The organism is Bosea sp. OAE506, from assembly GCF_040546595.1.
In the GTDB taxonomy this organism is placed as follows: domain Bacteria; phylum Pseudomonadota; class Alphaproteobacteria; order Rhizobiales; family Beijerinckiaceae; genus Allobosea.
Window position 1 is genome coordinate 1,951,518 of record NZ_JBEPOB010000001.1, and the last position, 16,531, is coordinate 1,968,048.

Sequence of the window (16,531 nt, forward strand, 5' to 3'; positions counted from 1 at the left end):
CGGCCAAAGCGTGACCGAAAGCAAGTGTTTGCGTGAGAGAAAGCCGGGTCCGACCCCGCTTTCTCTCCAACGTGGCCGCTGTCAGCCGTTGTGGCGCTTCATTGCGGCGTCGACGACCGCTTCCGGCGTGATGCCGAAATGCTTGTAGACCTCCTTGTAGGGGCCGCTCGCGCCGAAGGAGTGCATGCCGACGAAGGCGCCGTCATGGCCGATCACGGCATCCCAGCCGAAGCGCACACCGGCTTCGATCGCGATCTTCACCGGCGCGTCGCCGATGATGGCGCTTTGCGTCGACTCGTCCTGCGCCAGCAGCAATTCGAGCGAGGGCACGGAGACGACGCGCGCCCTCACGCCCTTCTCGGCCAGCAGCTTGCGGGCCGCGACCGCGATCTCGACCTCGGAGCCCGAGGCGAAGAGCGAGACCTGCGCCTTGCCGCCTTCGGCTGCCATCAGCTCGTAGCCGCCCTTGGCCGAGCGGTTCGTCGCGGTGGCGTCGGTGCGCAGCTGCGGCAGGTTCTGGCGGGAGAGGGCCAGAACGGTCGGGCCCTTCGTGTTCTCGAGCGCGAACTGCCAGGCTTCGGCCGTCTCGATCGTGTCAGCCGGGCGGAAGACATGCATGTTCGGCATCGCGCGCAGCGAGGCGATCTGCTCGACCGGCTGGTGCGTCGGCCCGTCCTCGCCCAAGCCGATCGAGTCATGGGTCATGACATAGACGACCGGGAGACCCATCAGCGCGGCGAGGCGCATCGAGGGGCGGGCATAGTCGGCGAAGACCAGGAAGGTGCCGCCGCCGGTGCGGAAACCGCCATGCAGCGTGATGCCGTTCATCGCGGCAGCCATGCCGTGCTCGCGGATGCCGTAGCGGACATAGCGGCCCTTCGGGGTCCTGGGCGTGAAGTCCTCGGCCGCCTTGGTGCGGGTGTTGTTGGAAGGGGTCAGGTCGGCCGAGCCCATCACCAGCTCCGGCATCACCGGGGTGATCGCCTCCAGCGCTAGCTCCGAGGCCTTGCGGGTCGCCACGGCCTGGGGCGCGGCGATCAGCGCCTTCTTGTGGGCGAGGATCGCCTTGCCGAGCTTGGCCGGCAGGCCATGGCCGAGGCGGCGCTCGAACTCGGCGCGCTTGCGCTCGGAGAGCAGGCCGAAGCGGCTGCGCCAGTTGGCATGCTCGTTGGCGCCGGCCTTGCCGGCCTGGCGCCAGGCCTTCAGCACTTCGGCCGCGACCTCGAAGGCGCCGCCGGTGATGCCGAGGTTCTTCTTGGCGGCCTCGAGCTCCTCGGCGCCGAGCGCCTCGCCATGGGCCTTGGAGGTGCCCTGCTTCTTCGGCGCGCCGAAGCCGATGATCGTCTTGCAGGCGATCATCGTCGGCTTGCTGGACTTCTGGGCGCGGCGGATCGCGGCCTCGATGGCGTTGGGATCATGACCGTCGACGCGCTCGGAGCGCCAGCCGCAGGCCTTGAAGCGCGCGACCTGGTCGACATTGTCGGTGATCGAGAGCGGGCCGTCGATCGAGATGCCGTTGTCGTCCCACAGCACGACCAGCTTATTGAGCTTCTGGTGGCCGGCGAGCGCGATCGCCTCCTGGCTGATGCCCTCCATCAGGTCGCCGTCGGAGGCGAGCACATAGGTGTGGTGGTCGACGACCTTCTTGCCGAACTCGGCGGCGAGCATGCGCTCGGCCATGGCCATGCCGACGGCGGTGGCGAGACCCTGCCCAAGCGGGCCGGTCGTCGTCTCGACGCCGAGCGTCATGAAGTTCTCGGGGTGACCCGGCGTCTTCGACTCGAGCTGGCGGAACTTCTTGAGATCATCGAGCTCCAGCCCCGGCGCGCCGGTGAGATAGAGCAGGGCGTAGAGGAGCATCGAGCCGTGGCCGGCGGAGAGCACGAAGCGGTCGCGGTCGGGCCAGCGTGGATCGGCCGCGTCATACTTCATCACGCGAGTGAAGAGCACGGTGGCGACGTCGGCGGCGCCCATGGGCAGGCCCGGGATGGCCGGACTTGGCCTTCTCGACGCCGTCCATTGCGAGCCCGCGAATGGCGTTGGCGAGCTTGTCGTGCTGGGCACGGTCGGTCGTGGTCATGATGCTTCCTGGCTCCGTCTGGCGAGGGCGGAGCGGCGGCCCCAACCCGTGCGGGCGGCGGGCCAGCAGAGGCCCGATCTCCGACCGCTCTCCGGTCACGAATGGTGGCCCGGCTTAGGCCGCGGGCTCGGTGGGAGTCAATTCGCAAGAGGGCCTCCGCCGCCCCGGTTTTTGCTGCGATGCGGCAGTCTTTCGCTGCGATGCGGGACAAGCAATCCCGGCCAAGCCCTTGCGAAGGAGGTCCATCCCGGCGCTGCCGATTCACGTTTTCGTGCGAGTTGGTCTAGGGTCCGAATCGTGTGAGCCGGCTTCGATCAGAAGGGAGAGCCACGGTGGCGAGCCTGATGGTGGACAAGGCCCTGGCGCGGCTGGACGGCGCCCTGGCACAGCTGGAGGCCGCGGCCCGCCGCCGCGTCGAGGCGGAGCGGGGCCGTGCCAATCTCGAAACCGAACTGGCGCTGATGCAGGACGACCGGGCGCGGCTTGCAGCCGAGCTCGATGGCGCGACCGCGCGGCTCGGCGATGTCGAGACTGCTGCAGCCGATGTCGACCAGCGCCTGCAGCGCGCGATGAATGTGATCGGCGCCGTGATCGAGCGGGCGCAGGTCGATGGCCCGGCGCAGGCTGCCGACGACAGCGGTGACGGCGGCGAGGACGCGGAGACCGGCCCCGCCTATCGCGAGCCGGCCGCGGCCGGCGCCGGCGGCCGGGACGATTGAGCGGAGATCGCCATGCCGCAAGTCAATGTCACCATCGCCGGCAAGGCCTACCGCATGGCCTGCGGGGACGGGGAAGAGCCCCATCTCGAGGCGCTCGCCCGCGTCTATGACGGCAAGATCCAGGAGATGCGCCAGGCCTTCGGCGAGATCGGCGACATGCGCCTCCATGTCATGGCGGCGCTGATGGTCGCCGACGAGGCCTCGGAGATGCAGCGGCGCGTCGCGCGGCTGGAAGCGCAGCTGGCTTCGCTCCAGGGCGATGCCGGGGCGGCCGACCAGCGCGTCGGCGAGGTCGAGGAACGCGCGGCCGAGGCGCTGATGGGCGCGGCCGAGCGCATCGAGGCCGTGGCGCGCAGCCTGCTGCCGAGCCCTCAGGGTTAGCGTCGGTCGTAGCCTGACGGGCAGTCTTCCCCCGAAATACCCGGCACGGCACTGGCGCTTTGCCGGCGTCCCGCCTACATTGGCGTGGCGGGGCTGTCTGGTGCGTGAGAGTATGTATTTCCGGGCCCATACGACTCCCTAGGGAGCTGTCCCTGCTTGGGTCCCTGGACCCGAGCACACGGCGCCCACCTACTTTGTAGGTGTCCCGGGATCGAAACTCCACGGCCGAGGTGGCTCCGCACTTTCCGATGACCGACCTGTCTTCTCTTCCCGACGAGGCTGTGCGCAAAGCCGCCCTGCGCGAGCAGGCGCTCGCCCGGCGCGACGCGCTCGAAATCGACGACCGCCTGATCTGGGATGAGGCGATCACCCAAGCCATGCTGGCGCTGCCGGTGTTCGACGCCGCGGAAGGCCCGATTTCGGCCTATTGGCCGATGCGTTCCGAGGCCGATCCGAGGCCGGTCCTCGAAGCCTTGCATGAGCGCGGTCTGCCGCTCTGCCTGCCGGCCATTGTCGCCAAGCGAATGCTCTTTCGGCGCTGGGCGCCCTATGAGCCGATCGTGCCGGGCGGCTTCGGCACGCTGGTGCCCGACCCGGCCCAGCCCGAGAGCGTGCCGGCCATCCTGATCGTGCCGCTCGCGGCCTTCGACCGTCGCGGCTACCGCATCGGCTATGGCAAGGGCCATTACGATGCGAAGCTCACCGAGCTCGGCGCCGTCACCAGCATCGGCATCGCCTATGCCGCGCAGGAAATCGACACTGTTCCTGACGAGCCGCATGACCGGCGCCTCGACTGGATCGTCACCGAGCGCGAGACGATCCGCTGCGGGTGAGCGGCTGCCCCTCCTCTTGTTGCCAACCTCGACGTTATTCCGGGCCAGCGAAGCGCAGACCCGGAATCCATCGTAAGGCCCGACGGCGCTCGATGATGGTTTCCGGCGCGGCGCCGCTTTGCGGCTTGGCCGGAATGACGTCGTAGGTGTAGCAGGGCCCCAGATGCGCGAATGCGCCCGGTTGATTCCCGTCCGCTTTCGCGCGACGGAGGAGCGTCTTCCGCTTCCGGACCCTTCCATGCGTTTTCTCTTCCTTGGTGATGTCGTCGGCCGCCCCGGGCGGGTCGCTGTGCAGGAGCGCCTGCCGCGGCTGCGCCAGCAGTGGAAGCTCGACTGCGTCGTGATCAATGGCGAGAACGCGGCCGGAGGCTTCGGCATCACCGAGGCGATCTGCGACGAGTTGCTCGCGGCCGGGGCCGATGCGGTGACGCTGGGCAACCATTCCTGGGACCAGCGCGAGGCGCTCGTCTTCATCGAGCGGCAGGACCGGCTGGTGCGGCCGGCCAATTATCCCAAGGGCACGCCCGGGCGCGGCGCGGCGGTGATCGAGGCGAGGAACGGCGCGCGGGTGCTCGTCGTCAACGTCATGGGCCGCATCTACATGGATGCGCTCGACGACCCCTTCCAGGCGCTTGAGCGCGAACTCTCTGCCTGCCCGCTGGGCGAGGTGGCGGACGCCGTCATCGTCGACTTCCATGCCGAGGCGACCAGCGAGAAACAGGCCGCCGGCCATTTCCTCGACGGCCGCGCCAGCCTCGTCGTCGGCACGCACACCCATGTGCCGACCGCCGACATGCGCATCCTGCCCGGCGGCACGGCTTACCAGTCGGACGCCGGGATGTGCGGCGACTATGATTCCATCCTGGGCATGCAGAAGGAGGAGCCGATCCGGCGCTTCCTGCAGAAGACGCCGGGTGCGCGGCTGGAAGCCGCGTCGGGCGAGGGCAGCCTGTCGGGCCTGGCGGTCGAGATCGACGATGGCACGGGCCTCGCCCGGGGCGTCTGGCCGGTCAGGCTGGGGCCGCATCTGGCGCCGGCCGCCCCGCCCTGGGACGAGGCCTGAGCGGCGCCGAACCCCGGCCTCAGGCGGCGCTGCTGCGGGCCATCAACCCCTCGAAGGCGCTCGCCAGCGAGGCCGCCTCGCGGGAGAGGGTGCCGGCGAGATCGAGCACCTCGCCGACGCTGCCGCCGGCCGTGGCGGCGAGTTCGCTGACGCCGCAGACGGTCTGAGCGACCTCCTGGGTGCCCACCGCCGCGAGATCGACGCTGCGGGCGATTTCCTGCGTGGCGCAGCGCTGCTGTTCGAGCGCGCTCGCCACGGTCGCTGTCGTGTCGTGCATCTGGCGGACGAAGGCGACGATGCTCTCGATCGCCTGAACGGCCTCATGGGTGGCCGCCTGCATGGCCGGAACCTGAGCCGCGATTTCGTCGGTGGCCTGGGCGGTGCGGGCCGAAAGCTGCTTCACCTCGGTGGCGACCACCGCGAAGCCGCGGCCCGCCTCGCCCGCGCGGGCGGCCTCGATCGTGGCGTTCAGCGCCAGCAGATTGGTCTGGGCTGCGATGGTGCGGATCATCTCGACGATCGAGCCGATGGTCTGGGCCGAGGTCGCCAGGCTCTTGACGATGACGTCGGTCTTCACCGCCGCGGCGTTGGCGGAGTGAGCCATGCTGGCCGCCCGTGTCACCTCCAGGGCGACATGGTCGAGCGAGACGGTCAGCTCGCCGGTGGCGCTGGCGACGCTCTGGACGTTGTCGGATGCATCGTCCGAGGCACGGGCGGCGATGATCGCCTGGGCGCCGGTGTCCTGCACCACGGCGTTCATGGTGGCGGCGAGCCCCTCGACGCGGCGGGCGCCTAAGCTCACGGCCTCGACGACCTGGCGCATCCGGGCCTGGAAGCCCTCGATCTCGGACCGGGTGCGCTCGCGCGCTTCCTCCTGCAGGCGGCCATAGGTCTCCAGCAGCAGCTCGAGATCGAGGGCCGCGGCCTTGTTCAGCGCCGAGCGGGCGGCGATGCGGCGGTTGCGCTCGCGGCCCTGCCACCAGCGCAGTCTCTGCAGCGCCGTCCGGTCCAGGCCCAGCTCGATGCCGATCTGGTTGGTGACGAGCGCGTGCCCGATGGCGATGCCATGGGCCGGCACGCCATGGCGCTGCAGGGCCGAGGCGAGGCGATGGGCGGATTCGAGGAAGGCGCTGCCGAGATCGCCCGAGGTCAGCCTGATCCAGTGGGCAAGCCTCAGCTCCCGCAATTCCGGCAGGGCGAAGGCGCGCGCCGTCTCCGGCCAGGGGGACAGTTCGCCCTGGATCGCATCAAGCAGGGCCGGAAGGCACCGGCTGGCCTGCTGGGCATAGGGGCTCAGTGCCGCCATGTCGGCTTCGCCGATCTGGAAGGCGCGACGGCGCATTTCCTGCTCGGCGACGAGCTTGCTGTGCTGGGTGGTCATCGGGGTCCGCAGGGGTCGGCCGGCACTCGAGCGCCGCAATCATCTGTGTGCCTGCAGTATGGCCGGGCTGACTTAACGTCGGGTTGCTGTGGTCGCATGAATCCGCCCCTATCCCGCCCGGGCCGGAACGGCGGCTCTCGCTTGCGCGGCGGCGAGGGCGGCGCCTATAAGGCCGCTCTATCCGCCGGGGACGCTCGATGCCCTTCCGGCGGCGCCGGAAATACGAAAAGGCAGCAGAGGTTCGGGTTCCATGGCCGGTCATTCCCAGTTCAAGAACATCATGCATCGCAAGGGCAAGCAGGATGCCGTGCGGGCCAAGCTGTTCTCGAAACTCGGGCGCGAAATCACCGTCGCCGCCAAGATGGGCATGCCCGACCCGGCGATGAACCCGCGCCTGCGCATGGCCGTGCTCGCCGCGCGGGCCGAGAACATGCCCAAGGACAACATCCAGCGCGCCATCAACAAGGCCGCCGGCGGCGAGGGCGACAACTATGACGAGGTCCGCTACGAGGGCTACGGTCCGGGTGGCGCGGCCGTCATCGTCGAGGCGCTGACCGACAACCGCAACCGCACTGCTTCGGCCGTGCGCTCCTACTTCACCAAGTCCGGCGGGGCGATGGGCGAGAGCAACTCGGTCTCGTTCATGTTCAACCGCGTCGGCGAGATCGCCTATCCGCTGGAAGCCGGCGACGCCGACAAGCTGATGGAAGCGGCGATCGAGGCTGGGGCCGACGACGTCATTTCCGACGAAAACGGCCACACCATCCTGTGCGCTTTCGACGCGCTGAACGAGGTCTCGAAGGCACTGGAAGCGGCGCTCGGCGCGCCGGCCTCGGCCAAGCCGGTCTGGCGGCCGACGACCTCGGCCCCGCTCGACGAGGAAAAGGCGGCCTCGATGATGCGGCTGATGGAAGCGCTCGACAATGACGACGACGTCCAGAACGTCTTCGCCAATTACGAGATCTCCGACGAGGTGATGGCGAAGCTCGGGTAAGGCGGCGTCATTCTCGGGCTCGACCCGCGAATCTCCCTCAGGACGAGGCTTCCAAACCTTCTGGTCATGAGATGCTCGGGTCGAGCCCGAGCATGACGGTTTCAGCCCTCAGCGCCCCACGAAGCCGTCCCAGAGCGGCAGGCTGATCAGCGCGCTCAGGAAGATCACCACATAGGCGATGCGCCGGAAGGCGCTCTCGTCGGCGAGGCGGAAGCCGTGGGTACCCGCCCACATGCCCAGCCCGTAGACCGCCATCAGCGGCAGCGCCATGAGCAGTGCGGTCGAGGTCAGGATTCCCTTCCACCACAGCACGGTACCGCTGATCAGCGTCGAGAAGCCGAAGAAGGTCTGCAGATTGGCGCGGGTTTTGTGGCGGTCGTTGCGCTGGGCGCCGAGCCAAAACACCGCCAGCGGCATGCCGCCGATCGAGGCCATGCCATTGAACAGCCCCGAGAGGACGCCGACGCCGAGCGACAGCGGGATGCCCGGCCGCCCGTGATAGCGCCAGCCCGACGCCATCACGGCGACCGCCGCCAGGATGAGCCCGGCCAGGATCCAGCGCATCGTCTCGCGGTCGAGCCAGATCAGCAGCCAGATGCCGGCCGGCAGGGCGAGCGTGGCGGTCAGCAGCAGCGGCAGCACCTCGCGCATCTCGGCTTGGCGGACATTGCGCGCCGCGATGGGCAGGGCGAAGGGCAGGTCGATGCACCAGATCAGCCCCAGCGCCGCGACCGGGCCCAGCACCATCGAGGCCAGCGGCATGAACACCATGGCGAAGCCGAAGCCGGTGAAGCCGCGCACGAGCCCGCCGAGCAGCGTCGCTCCCAGCAGGACGGCGAGGCCGGAGGCTGAGACCCCGGGGAACAGGGAGGCGAGGATGTCTTGCATCATGTCCGGGCGGGGCGCGGGAGCCAGCCTTGCACCAACAGCCAAGCGGCGCCCGCGACAACCCCCGTTGGCGTGATGCGACCGATGCACGCCGTTCATCGACGGCGGGGACGGGAAGGAATCGTTAGGGCGCCGCATGGAACAAAGCGTGTCCAAGGTTTAGGCTGCGCCCGACATGAACCCACCGATTCGCATTCTCGGCATCGACCCCGGCCTCCGGAAGACGGGCTGGGGCGTCATCGTCTCGGAGGGCAGCAAGATTGGCTTCGTCGCCTGCGGCTGCGTCGAGAGCGAGGCCGGGCTGTCCCTGGCGGAGCGGCTGCGCCAGCTCCATGACGGACTCAGCCGCGTGGTGCACGCCCATGCGCCCGACGAGGTCGCGGTTGAGGAGACCTTCGTCAACCGCGATCCGCAATCGGCGCTGAAGCTCGGCCAGGCGCGCGGGGTGGCGCTGGTGGTGCCGGCGCTGGCGGGGCTCGATGTGGCGGAGTATGCCGCCAACCTCGTCAAGAAAACGGTGGTGGGCGTCGGCCATGCCGACAAGAAGCAGGTCCAGATGATGATCCGCGTGCTGCTGCCCAAGGCGGAGACGCGCTCGGCCGATGCGGCCGATGCGCTGGCGGTGGCGATCTGCCATGCCCAGCATCGCGGCATGCGCGCGCTGGTCGCGCAGATGCGGGTGGGGTGAGGGCCATGATCGGGAAGCTCAAGGGGATCGTCGATTCCTATGGCGAGGATCACGTCATCCTCGACGTGCAGGGCGTCGGCTATGTCGTGCAATGCTCGTCGCGGACGCTGCAGCGGCTGGCGAAGCCGGGCGAGGCGGCGGTGCTGTCGATCGAGACGCATGTGCGCGAGGATGCGATCCGCCTCTACGGCTTCCTCTCCGACAATGAGCGGGACTGGTTCCGGCTGATGCAGATGGTGCAGGGCGTCGGCGCCAAGGTCGCGCTCGCCATCCTCTCGACCTTCGAGCCCGGCGCTCTGGCGACCGCCATCGCCACCGGCGACAAGGCGGCCGTGGCACGTGCGCCCGGCGTCGGCCCCAAGCTGGCGCAGCGCATCTGCGCCGAGCTGAAGGACAAGGCGCCGGCCTTCGGCCATGGCGATCCCGGCGTCGCACAGCTCGCCGGCGCGCTCCAGGACAAGAAGCTGCCGCAGCCGGTGGCGGACGCCGTCTCGGCGCTCAGCAATCTCGGCTATCCGCAGGCGCAGGCCGTGGCGGCTGTGGCGGCGGCGGCGCGTGAGGCCGGCGAGGGGGCTGGCACGGCGCAACTGATCAAGCTCGGCCTGCGGGAGCTGGCGAAGTGAGCGATCCCAAACGCCCCGGCCTGCTCTCCGCCGAGAAGCGCGACGACGACGCCGAGTCCTCGTTGCGGCCGCTGTCGCTGTCGGATTTCACCGGCCAGGCGGCGGCGCGGGCCAATCTCCAGGTCTTCATCGAGGCGGCCAAGAGCCGCGGCGACGCGCTCGACCATGTGCTCTTCGTCGGCCCGCCGGGGCTCGGCAAGACGACGCTGGCGCAGATCGTGGCGCGGGAGCTCGGCGTCAATTTCCGCTCGACCTCGGGGCCGGTCATCGCCAAGGCCGGCGACCTCGCGGCGCAACTGACCAATCTCGAAGAGCGCGACGTGCTCTTCATCGACGAGATCCACCGGCTCAATCCGGCGGTCGAGGAAATCCTCTATCCGGCGATGGAGGACTACCAGCTCGATCTGATCATCGGCGAGGGGCCCGCCGCCCGCTCGGTCAAGATCGACCTGCCGAAATTCACTCTCGTGGGGGCGACGACACGCGCCGGGCTGCTGACGACGCCGCTGCGCGACCGTTTCGGCATCCCGATCCGGCTGCAGTTCTACACCGTCGAGGAGTTGCAGGGCATTGTGGCGCGTGGCGCTCGCGTGCTCGGCGTGCCGATGTCGGATGACGGCGCCAACGAGATCGCCAAACGCTCGCGCGGGACGCCGCGCATCGCCGGGCGCCTGCTGCGGCGGGTGCGCGACTTCGCCATCGTCGACGGCGATGCCATCGTGACGCGCAAGGTGGCCGACAAGGCGCTGAAGCTGCTCGATGTCGACGCGATCGGCCTCGACCAGATGGACCGGCGCTATCTCACGACGGTTGCGATCAATTTCAGCGGCGGGCCGGTCGGGATCGAGACGATCGCCGCCTCGCTCTCGGAACCGCGCGACGCGATCGAGGAGATCATCGAGCCCTTCCTGCTCCAGCAGGGCTTCATCCAGCGCACGCCGCGTGGCCGCATCCTGACGCCGCACGCCTTCCGGCATCTCGGCCTGCCCGAGCCCAGCCGCGAGGCCGCGCAATTCGGGCTGTTCGGGGACGGGGAGGCGTGAGTTGGCGGATCGCCGCCACGGCCTTATCTTGGCATTGAGGAGGGTCGGGCGATGGCAGTGAAGCTTCCCCCCGATATTGCAGAGTTGGTAACGGCCCGGGTTGAGAGTGGCGACTTCGCCAGCCCTGAGGAGGTGCTGCGGGCCGCCATGGCGCCCTGGATTGCCCGCGAGCAGGCGCGTTCGGCCACGCTCGACGAATTGCGCACCAAGATCGCCGAAGGGGATGCGGACCCGACGGATGTGACGCCGGACGAGATCCGGGACCATCTCGACCGCGTCGCCGCGTCGCTGCAGAGACAAGGCCCGAATGCCGCTTGATCTGGTCTATTCGGGACGGGCGCGGTCCGACCTCGAGGCCATTCTTCGCTATATCGCCCGGGACAATCTGTCGGCCGCGCGCCGATGGGTCGCCGCGATCGAGCGGCAATGCCTGCAGTTGCGCGCCTTTCCCGAACTGGGTGTCGAGCGGGCCGACCTTTCGCCCGGCCTGCGCATTCTGCCCTACCGCCGGGCGGTGATTGCGTATCGCATCCTCGGGAGCCGCGTCAGGATCGTGCGGGTGCTGTATGGCGGGCAGGACTATGCCGCGCTGATGGAGAGCTGAACAACATGGACCCCTCACGACGGTCGGTGCCGCCGTTCTGGGCCGCGACGGCCGGACTGATCATTGCGGCGACGCTCTCAGCCGGTGCAGCCCTTGCCGCTCCTGCCGGTCCAGAGACTCCGGTGCGCGAAGCTTATGCCATCACCGCCCGCCATCTCGCCGGAGCCGCCGGCAAGCCCGTCACGGCGCCCTGGCAGAAACCGCATCGCGACCGACTGATGAGCCGCGAGCTGGCCTTCCTGTTCGCGCGCGACGAGCTCTACCAGGACGAGGCGGGCGAGATGGGCAATCTCGGGGCCGACCCGTTTCTTGGTGGCCAGGACGGCGAGGTGAAGAACCTGAAGGTCAGCGTTACAGCGCCTCCCGCTGCGGGAAAGGCGCTGGTGACGGCGAGCTTCCGCAGCTTCAAGCAGCCGGTCAGCGTGCGCTTCAGCATGGTGGAGGAGGGCGGGGCCTGGAAGATCGACGACATCGTCAACCGCGTCGAAGGCCAGGATTACGCCGTGCGTGAACTGCTGTCGCAGCCCTATGAGTGCGGCTCCTTCATGAAGAAGCCCTGCAAGAAGCCATGATCAAGACGCCATGACCGCCTCCCACAGCCTCTCCGTCCGGGTCTATTACGAGGACACGGATTTTTCCGGCGTCGTCTACCACGCCTCCTATCTGCGCTTCATGGAGCGCGGCCGCACCGAGCTGATCCGGTCCCTCGGGGTCGAGCAGCGGGAATTGTTCGACGGCGAGACGGCGCTGGGCTTCGCGGTGCGTCGCATGACCATCGACTTCCTGCGGCCGGCCGTGATGGACGATCTTCTGACGGTCGAGACGCGCTCTGTCGCGGCGCGGGGCGCGACGATGGATGTCGAGCAGCGCATCTTGCGCGGCGAGGAGGTTCTGGTGACAGCGCAGGTCAAGGTCGCTTGCGTCGGCGGCGGCCGGGCGCGCCGCATTCCCGATGGCCTGCGACGGCGCCTGGGGATCGCGGATTAAGGGCTGATCGACGCGCCCGCCTCACCATGTTAGCGCTCGTCACATGAGCTGGAAACGCGACAAGCCCGAGGCCCCGCCGCGCGGCTACCACCACGGCAATCTCAAGGAAGAGCTGGTGCGGGCCGCTCTGGGTCTGATCCGCGAGAAGGGGCCCAACGGCTTCACCTTCGCGGAAGCCGCCCGCCTCGCTGGCGTGAGCCCGGCCGCGCCCTACCGGCATTTCCGCGACCGCGACGAGCTTCTGGCCGATGTCGCGACGCGCGGATTCGTCGCCTTCGAGGCGGCGCTCGCGCGGGCCTGGGATCAGGGCCGGCCCGATCCGCAGGCCGCCTTTCACCGGCTGGGACTGGCCTATCTCACCTTCGCCCATGACGAGCCGGCCTATTACTCGGCGATGTTCGAGGCGGGCGTCTCGCTCGACGCCAGCCCCGAACTGCGCATGGCGGCCGACCGCGCCTTCCAGAACCTGCGCGCGGCGTCCGAGGCGCTGATCGCGCTGCTTCCCGCAGGCCAGCGCCCGCCGGCGCTGATGATGGCGCTGCATGTCTGGTCGATGTCGCATGGCGTCGCCGCGTTGTTCGGCCGGGCCGATGGCGGGCGGCGGCCGCTGCCGATGTCGGCGGCCGAGCTGCTGGAAGCCGGCATGCTGATCTATCTGCAGGGGTTGGGGATCAACCCCACCAAGACCTAGTGCGGGAGACGCCGTCGCGGCGGCAGCGGCGCTGCCGTCTCAGTGGCAGATGATCCGGAGTTTGCCGTGTCGGGTCCGCTCGCTCTCGCAGAGCCCTTGATCGGCGGGCTTTGACGGGTGGGCCAGGCAGCCGGGCAGGATCAATAGCGCAAGGAGGACGGTGAGTATGGGCGCCATGGCTCACCATACATCGCCGCCACCGTCCCGCCATGGCGGGGCGAGGATCCGCCTCACGGCGAGCACGAAGGTCAGCCGGACGCCGATCTTGACAAGCCGAGGGCCGTCCCCCATTTATGTAAATGTGATTTACATTCACGCTCTGTCATGGTGAGGAACCAATGCCGATCGTCGAGAAGCTCGATGACTATGGGAAGGGAGCCTGGATCGCCTTCGCGGTTCTCGGCTTCATCGTGTTCTGGCCCCTGGGTCTGGCGACCCTGGCCTTTCTGTTCTGGAGTGGACGCATGGGTTGCGGAATGAGCGGTGCCGAGCGCTACGAGCACAGGATGAACCGTCTGCAGAGCAAGATGGAGCGCCTGAAGGAACGCATGGGCGGCCGTCACGGCTTCGGCGGCGGCTGGGGCGGCGGGCCCTCCAGCGGCAACAGCGCCTTCGACGAGTATAGGGCCGAGACGCTGCGGCGCCTCGAGGAGGAGCAGAAGGAATTCCAGGATTTCCTGGGCCGGCTGCGCATGGCCCGCGACAAGGCCGAGTTCGACCAGTTCATGGCCGCCCGTCGCGGCGAGAACCCGGAGCCGCAGGCCAGCGCCGGCTGACCGCAGCCCTGCATTGCCTGCCATCAATGCGCCCGTCCCGGGAAACCGGGGCGGGCCTTTTCATGTCCGGAGGCTCTTCGCCGGCGCCTGCGGGGTCGCGCGTATACCCGGCATTAACCTTGCCGGAGGCTTAACTCGATCGCGAGCATGCGTTTCGCAGGAAACCCCGTTTGCGCCCATCTTTCGCCGGATTCAAAGGCGATTGAGGGGCCACGGCATTTCCCCGGATCGCGGATCGGGCGGCGTCGCGGGGTCACCCGTGGCGCGTGTGGCGGGGCGTTGGCTGGGAGACCGGTCCGAGCCGCCTGGCAAAAGGATGACAGGATGAACCCCGCCGACGTCGCGCAGGCCGCGCCGCAGATCGACATGTCGTTCTGGACGCTGTTCTGGCACGCCCACATCGTCGTCAAGCTCGTGATGCTCGGCCTGATCGGCGCGTCGATCTGGTGCTGGGCGATCATCATCGACAAGACGCTGCTCTACCGCCGGACCCGGCGCGACATGGATGCCTTCGAGGAGGTGTTCTGGTCGGGTCGTTCGCTGGAGGAGCTTTATCGCGAGCTGGCGGCCAAGCCGGCCGCCGACATGTCCGCCGTTTTCGTGGCGGCGATGCGCGAGTGGAAGCGCTCCTTCGAGAATGGCGGGCGCTCCGTCGCCAGCCTGTCGCAGCGCATCGACAAGGTGCTCGACGTGACCATCCAGCGTGAGACCGAACGGCTGGAATCGAAGCTGCTCGTGCTGTCGACCATCGCCTCGGCTGCGCCCTTCATCGGCCTGTTCGGCACGGTCTGGGGCATCATGCACTCCTTCACTGCCATCGCGGTGTCCAAGAATTCCTCGCTCGCCGTCGTGGCGCCGGGCATCGCGGAGGCGCTGTTTGCCACCGCCATCGGCCTGTTCGCCGCGATTCCCGCGCTGATGGCCTACAACAAGCTGCAGGCCGAGGTCGCCAAAGCCTCGAGCCGGCTGGAAGCCTTCGCCGACGAGTTCTCCGCGATCCTGTCGCGGCAGATCGACGAGCGGCTGGCGGCGTGAGGGGCTGAGACCATGGGCATGTCAGCAGCATCCGGTGGGAAGTCCGGCGGCCGGCGCGGCCGCCGCGCCCGCAGGCACGGCGCCATCGCCGAGATCAACATGACGCCGTTCATCGACGTCATGCTCGTGCTGCTGATCATCTTCATGGTCGCGGCGCCTCTGATCGCGACGGGCGTTCCGCTCGACCTGCCGCAGACCGGCGCCAAGCCGATCAATGTCGACCAGAAGCCGATCACCATTGCCATCGACGGCAAGGGCCAGATCTTCCTTCAGGACCAGCCGACGCTGGAGCCCGATCTGGTGACCAAATTGCAGGGCCTGGCGAAGCAGGGCTTCGACGAGCGCATCTATGTCCGTGGCGACCGCATGGTCGATTACGGGCGCGTGGCCTCGGTGATGTCGACCATCACCTCGGCGGGTTTCAAGCGGGTCGCGCTCGTCACCGAGCCGGCGTCGCGCTGAGCAGGATGGAATCGGGGATACGCAGGCGGTGAAGCTCTCCTCCGAACCGGGCATGGTGATGTCGGCGCTCGGCCACGCGACGTTTCTCGTCGCGGGGCTGCTGGCGTTTTCTTCGCCTGCGCCGCTGCCGGACAATGAGGAAGCGATCGCGGTCGAGATGGTCGATGCCAGCGCCCTGAATCAGGTCACGCGCGGCGAGCGCAAGGCCGAGAAGGTTCAGGAGCAGCCGCTCCAGCGGGCCGAGCGCAAGGCGGAGATCGTCGAGCGCAAGGAAGAGGGCGAGGCCAAGCAGGACACGCCGGCGCCGCCGACCCGCCCTGCCGAACTCAAGACCGCAGACGACAACGCCGCCGCGCCGCTGCCGCCCTCGCGGTCAGCCAATCTGCCCAAGCCCGAGGTGAAGCCGCCGGAGCCGGTTAAGCAGCCGCCGCAGAAGAGCGGGCCGAGCGCCGCCGAGATCGCCGAGCAGAAGCGCGAGGAGCTGGCCAAGCTCGCCGCCGAGGCCGAGCTCGCGAGCAAGGCGAAGCAGGCCGAGGAGGCCGCCCGGGCCACCGCGAAGGCTAAGGCGGAAGCCGAGGCGAATGCCCGTGCCGAAGCGGCCGCAAAGGCGAAGGCCGAGGCGCTGGCCAAGGCCGAGGCCGAGCAGGCCGCGAAGGAAAAGGCCGAGGTTGCCGCGAAGGCGAAGGCCGAAGCCGAGGCCAAGGCCAAGATCGCCGCCGCCGCGAAGGCCAAGCAGGAGGCCGAGGCGAAGGCCAGGCGCGAGATGGAGATCGCCAAGAACTTCAATCCGAGCGACATCTCCAAGCTGCTGCAGTCGAAGGAGCAGGCTCAGTCGACCGGCTCGGCCGCGCCCCAGGTCAACCGCACGGCTTCGCTGGGCACCGAGCGCGGCTCCTCGCAGAAGCTCAGCCCGTCGCTGCGCGGCCAGCTGATCGGCATTATCCAGGACCAGCTGATGAAGTGCTGGAACGTGCCGATCGCGCTCGCCAATGCGCGCGGTGCGGTGGTGCCGCAGGTGCGCATGAAGCTTGCCGCCGACGGCTCGCTGCTGTCGCCGCCGGGTGTGGTGAACTCGTCCTCAGATCCGCTTTTTGCGGTCGCGGCCAGCTCCGCCCTGACCGCCACCCGCCGCTGCGCGCCTTTGCGCATCCCGGCTCAATTCGCCGCCTATTATGACGACTGGCGCGATGTCGTCGTCAATTTCGACGCAAGGGACGTACTGTGACCCTGATCGACCGCAATCCTCTCCCGCTCCTGCCGGCCGCGCCCTCGCGCCGCCGGTT

The 16,531-nt window shown here is 68.7% G+C and carries 19 protein-coding genes, 1 other RNA gene and 1 pseudogene; 18 read left to right on the forward strand and 3 right to left on the reverse strand.

The window, feature by feature from the left end:
- Nucleotides 1-81: 81 nt before the first annotated feature.
- Nucleotides 82-2,080 (reverse strand): annotated as a pseudogene (gene tkt / locus ABIE41_RS09425) (transketolase).
- A gap of 332 nt (nt 2,081-2,412) precedes the next feature.
- Between tkt and ABIE41_RS09430 the strand changes: the two are divergent.
- From ABIE41_RS09430 to ABIE41_RS09450, 5 genes are all read left to right on the forward strand, one after another.
- A complete protein-coding gene (locus ABIE41_RS09430; protein ID WP_354191856.1) occupies nt 2,413-2,799 on the forward strand; it encodes a DUF4164 domain-containing protein in 387 nt (128 codons plus the stop codon).
- Between the two features lie 12 nt (nt 2,800-2,811).
- Entirely contained in the window at nt 2,812-3,180 is a 369-nt protein-coding gene (locus ABIE41_RS09435) for a cell division protein ZapA (RefSeq protein WP_192643891.1), read from the forward strand.
- 87 nt (nt 3,181-3,267) lie between these two features.
- A non-coding RNA gene (ssrS, locus tag ABIE41_RS09440) (6S RNA) lies at nt 3,268-3,421 on the forward strand.
- 7 nt (nt 3,422-3,428) lie between these two features.
- The gene (locus ABIE41_RS09445; RefSeq protein ID WP_192643890.1) at nt 3,429-4,013 is read left to right on the forward strand and encodes a 5-formyltetrahydrofolate cyclo-ligase; all 585 of its coding nucleotides are present in this window, start codon (nt 3,429-3,431) and stop codon (nt 4,011-4,013) included.
- A gap of 238 nt (nt 4,014-4,251) precedes the next feature.
- Nucleotides 4,252-5,076 (forward strand): TIGR00282 family metallophosphoesterase, encoded by an 825-nt coding sequence (locus ABIE41_RS09450; protein ID WP_192643889.1) that lies wholly within the window; start codon nt 4,252-4,254, stop codon nt 5,074-5,076.
- A gap of 19 nt (nt 5,077-5,095) precedes the next feature.
- Here ABIE41_RS09450 and ABIE41_RS09455 read toward each other — a convergent pair whose 3' ends face one another.
- A complete protein-coding gene (locus tag ABIE41_RS09455) occupies nt 5,096-6,457 on the reverse strand; it encodes a methyl-accepting chemotaxis protein (RefSeq protein WP_192643888.1) in 1,362 nt (453 codons plus the stop codon).
- A 250-nt stretch (nt 6,458-6,707) separates the two neighbouring features.
- Between ABIE41_RS09455 and ABIE41_RS09460 the strand changes: the two genes are divergently transcribed.
- Complete coding sequence (locus ABIE41_RS09460; protein ID WP_192643887.1) at nt 6,708-7,451, forward strand: YebC/PmpR family DNA-binding transcriptional regulator; 744 nt, start codon at nt 6,708-6,710, stop codon at nt 7,449-7,451.
- A 108-nt stretch (nt 7,452-7,559) separates the two neighbouring features.
- Here ABIE41_RS09460 and ABIE41_RS09465 read toward each other — a convergent pair whose 3' ends face one another.
- The gene (locus ABIE41_RS09465) at nt 7,560-8,342 is read right to left on the reverse strand and encodes a sulfite exporter TauE/SafE family protein (protein ID WP_192643886.1); all 783 of its coding nucleotides are present in this window, start codon (nt 8,340-8,342) and stop codon (nt 7,560-7,562) included.
- A gap of 172 nt (nt 8,343-8,514) precedes the next feature.
- On the opposite strand from ABIE41_RS09465, the gene ruvC reads away from it, so the two are divergent.
- The 12 genes from ruvC (at nt 8,515) to tolA (ending at nt 16,473) form a co-directional block, all read left to right on the forward strand.
- Nucleotides 8,515-9,027 carry a crossover junction endodeoxyribonuclease RuvC gene (ruvC, locus tag ABIE41_RS09470; protein WP_192643885.1) on the forward strand — a complete coding sequence of 171 codons (513 nt, stop codon included), beginning with the start codon at nt 8,515-8,517 and terminating at the stop codon, nt 9,025-9,027.
- Between the two features lie 5 nt (nt 9,028-9,032).
- Complete coding sequence (gene ruvA, locus ABIE41_RS09475) at nt 9,033-9,650, forward strand: Holliday junction branch migration protein RuvA (protein ID WP_192643884.1); 618 nt, start codon at nt 9,033-9,035, stop codon at nt 9,648-9,650.
- Nucleotides 9,647-10,693 (forward strand): Holliday junction branch migration DNA helicase RuvB, encoded by a 1,047-nt coding sequence (ruvB, locus tag ABIE41_RS09480; RefSeq protein WP_192643883.1) that lies wholly within the window; start codon nt 9,647-9,649, stop codon nt 10,691-10,693. Before ruvA ends, ruvB begins: the two co-directional genes overlap by 4 nt.
- A gap of 51 nt (nt 10,694-10,744) precedes the next feature.
- Nucleotides 10,745-11,011 carry a ribbon-helix-helix domain-containing protein gene (locus tag ABIE41_RS09485; protein WP_192643882.1) on the forward strand — a complete coding sequence of 89 codons (267 nt, stop codon included), beginning with the start codon at nt 10,745-10,747 and terminating at the stop codon, nt 11,009-11,011.
- Nucleotides 11,001-11,297, forward strand: a complete 297-nt coding sequence (locus ABIE41_RS09490) for a type II toxin-antitoxin system RelE/ParE family toxin (protein ID WP_192643881.1) — start codon at nt 11,001-11,003, stop codon at nt 11,295-11,297. Before ABIE41_RS09485 ends, ABIE41_RS09490 begins: the two co-directional genes overlap by 11 nt.
- Nucleotides 11,298-11,302: 5 nt before the next feature.
- Nucleotides 11,303-11,869: a DUF3828 domain-containing protein gene (locus tag ABIE41_RS09495; protein ID WP_354191857.1), complete on the forward strand. Its 567-nt coding sequence runs from the start codon at nt 11,303-11,305 to the stop codon at nt 11,867-11,869.
- A gap of 10 nt (nt 11,870-11,879) precedes the next feature.
- Entirely contained in the window at nt 11,880-12,284 is a 405-nt protein-coding gene (gene ybgC / locus ABIE41_RS09500) for a tol-pal system-associated acyl-CoA thioesterase (RefSeq protein ID WP_192643879.1), read from the forward strand.
- Nucleotides 12,285-12,327: 43 nt separating this feature from the next.
- Nucleotides 12,328-12,975 carry a TetR/AcrR family transcriptional regulator gene (locus ABIE41_RS09505; protein ID WP_192643878.1) on the forward strand — a complete coding sequence of 216 codons (648 nt, stop codon included), beginning with the start codon at nt 12,328-12,330 and terminating at the stop codon, nt 12,973-12,975.
- 338 nt (nt 12,976-13,313) lie between these two features.
- Entirely contained in the window at nt 13,314-13,751 is a 438-nt protein-coding gene (locus ABIE41_RS09510) for a DUF2852 domain-containing protein (RefSeq protein WP_192643877.1), read from the forward strand.
- 324 nt (nt 13,752-14,075) lie between these two features.
- Nucleotides 14,076-14,786 carry a protein TolQ gene (gene tolQ / locus ABIE41_RS09515; protein WP_192643876.1) on the forward strand — a complete coding sequence of 237 codons (711 nt, stop codon included), beginning with the start codon at nt 14,076-14,078 and terminating at the stop codon, nt 14,784-14,786.
- A gap of 12 nt (nt 14,787-14,798) precedes the next feature.
- Nucleotides 14,799-15,248 (forward strand): ExbD/TolR family protein, encoded by a 450-nt coding sequence (locus tag ABIE41_RS09520; protein ID WP_192643875.1) that lies wholly within the window; start codon nt 14,799-14,801, stop codon nt 15,246-15,248.
- 28 nt (nt 15,249-15,276) lie between these two features.
- The gene (gene tolA / locus ABIE41_RS09525) at nt 15,277-16,473 is read left to right on the forward strand and encodes a cell envelope integrity protein TolA (RefSeq protein ID WP_354191858.1); all 1,197 of its coding nucleotides are present in this window, start codon (nt 15,277-15,279) and stop codon (nt 16,471-16,473) included.
- The last annotated feature ends 58 nt before the right edge of the window (nt 16,474-16,531 follow it).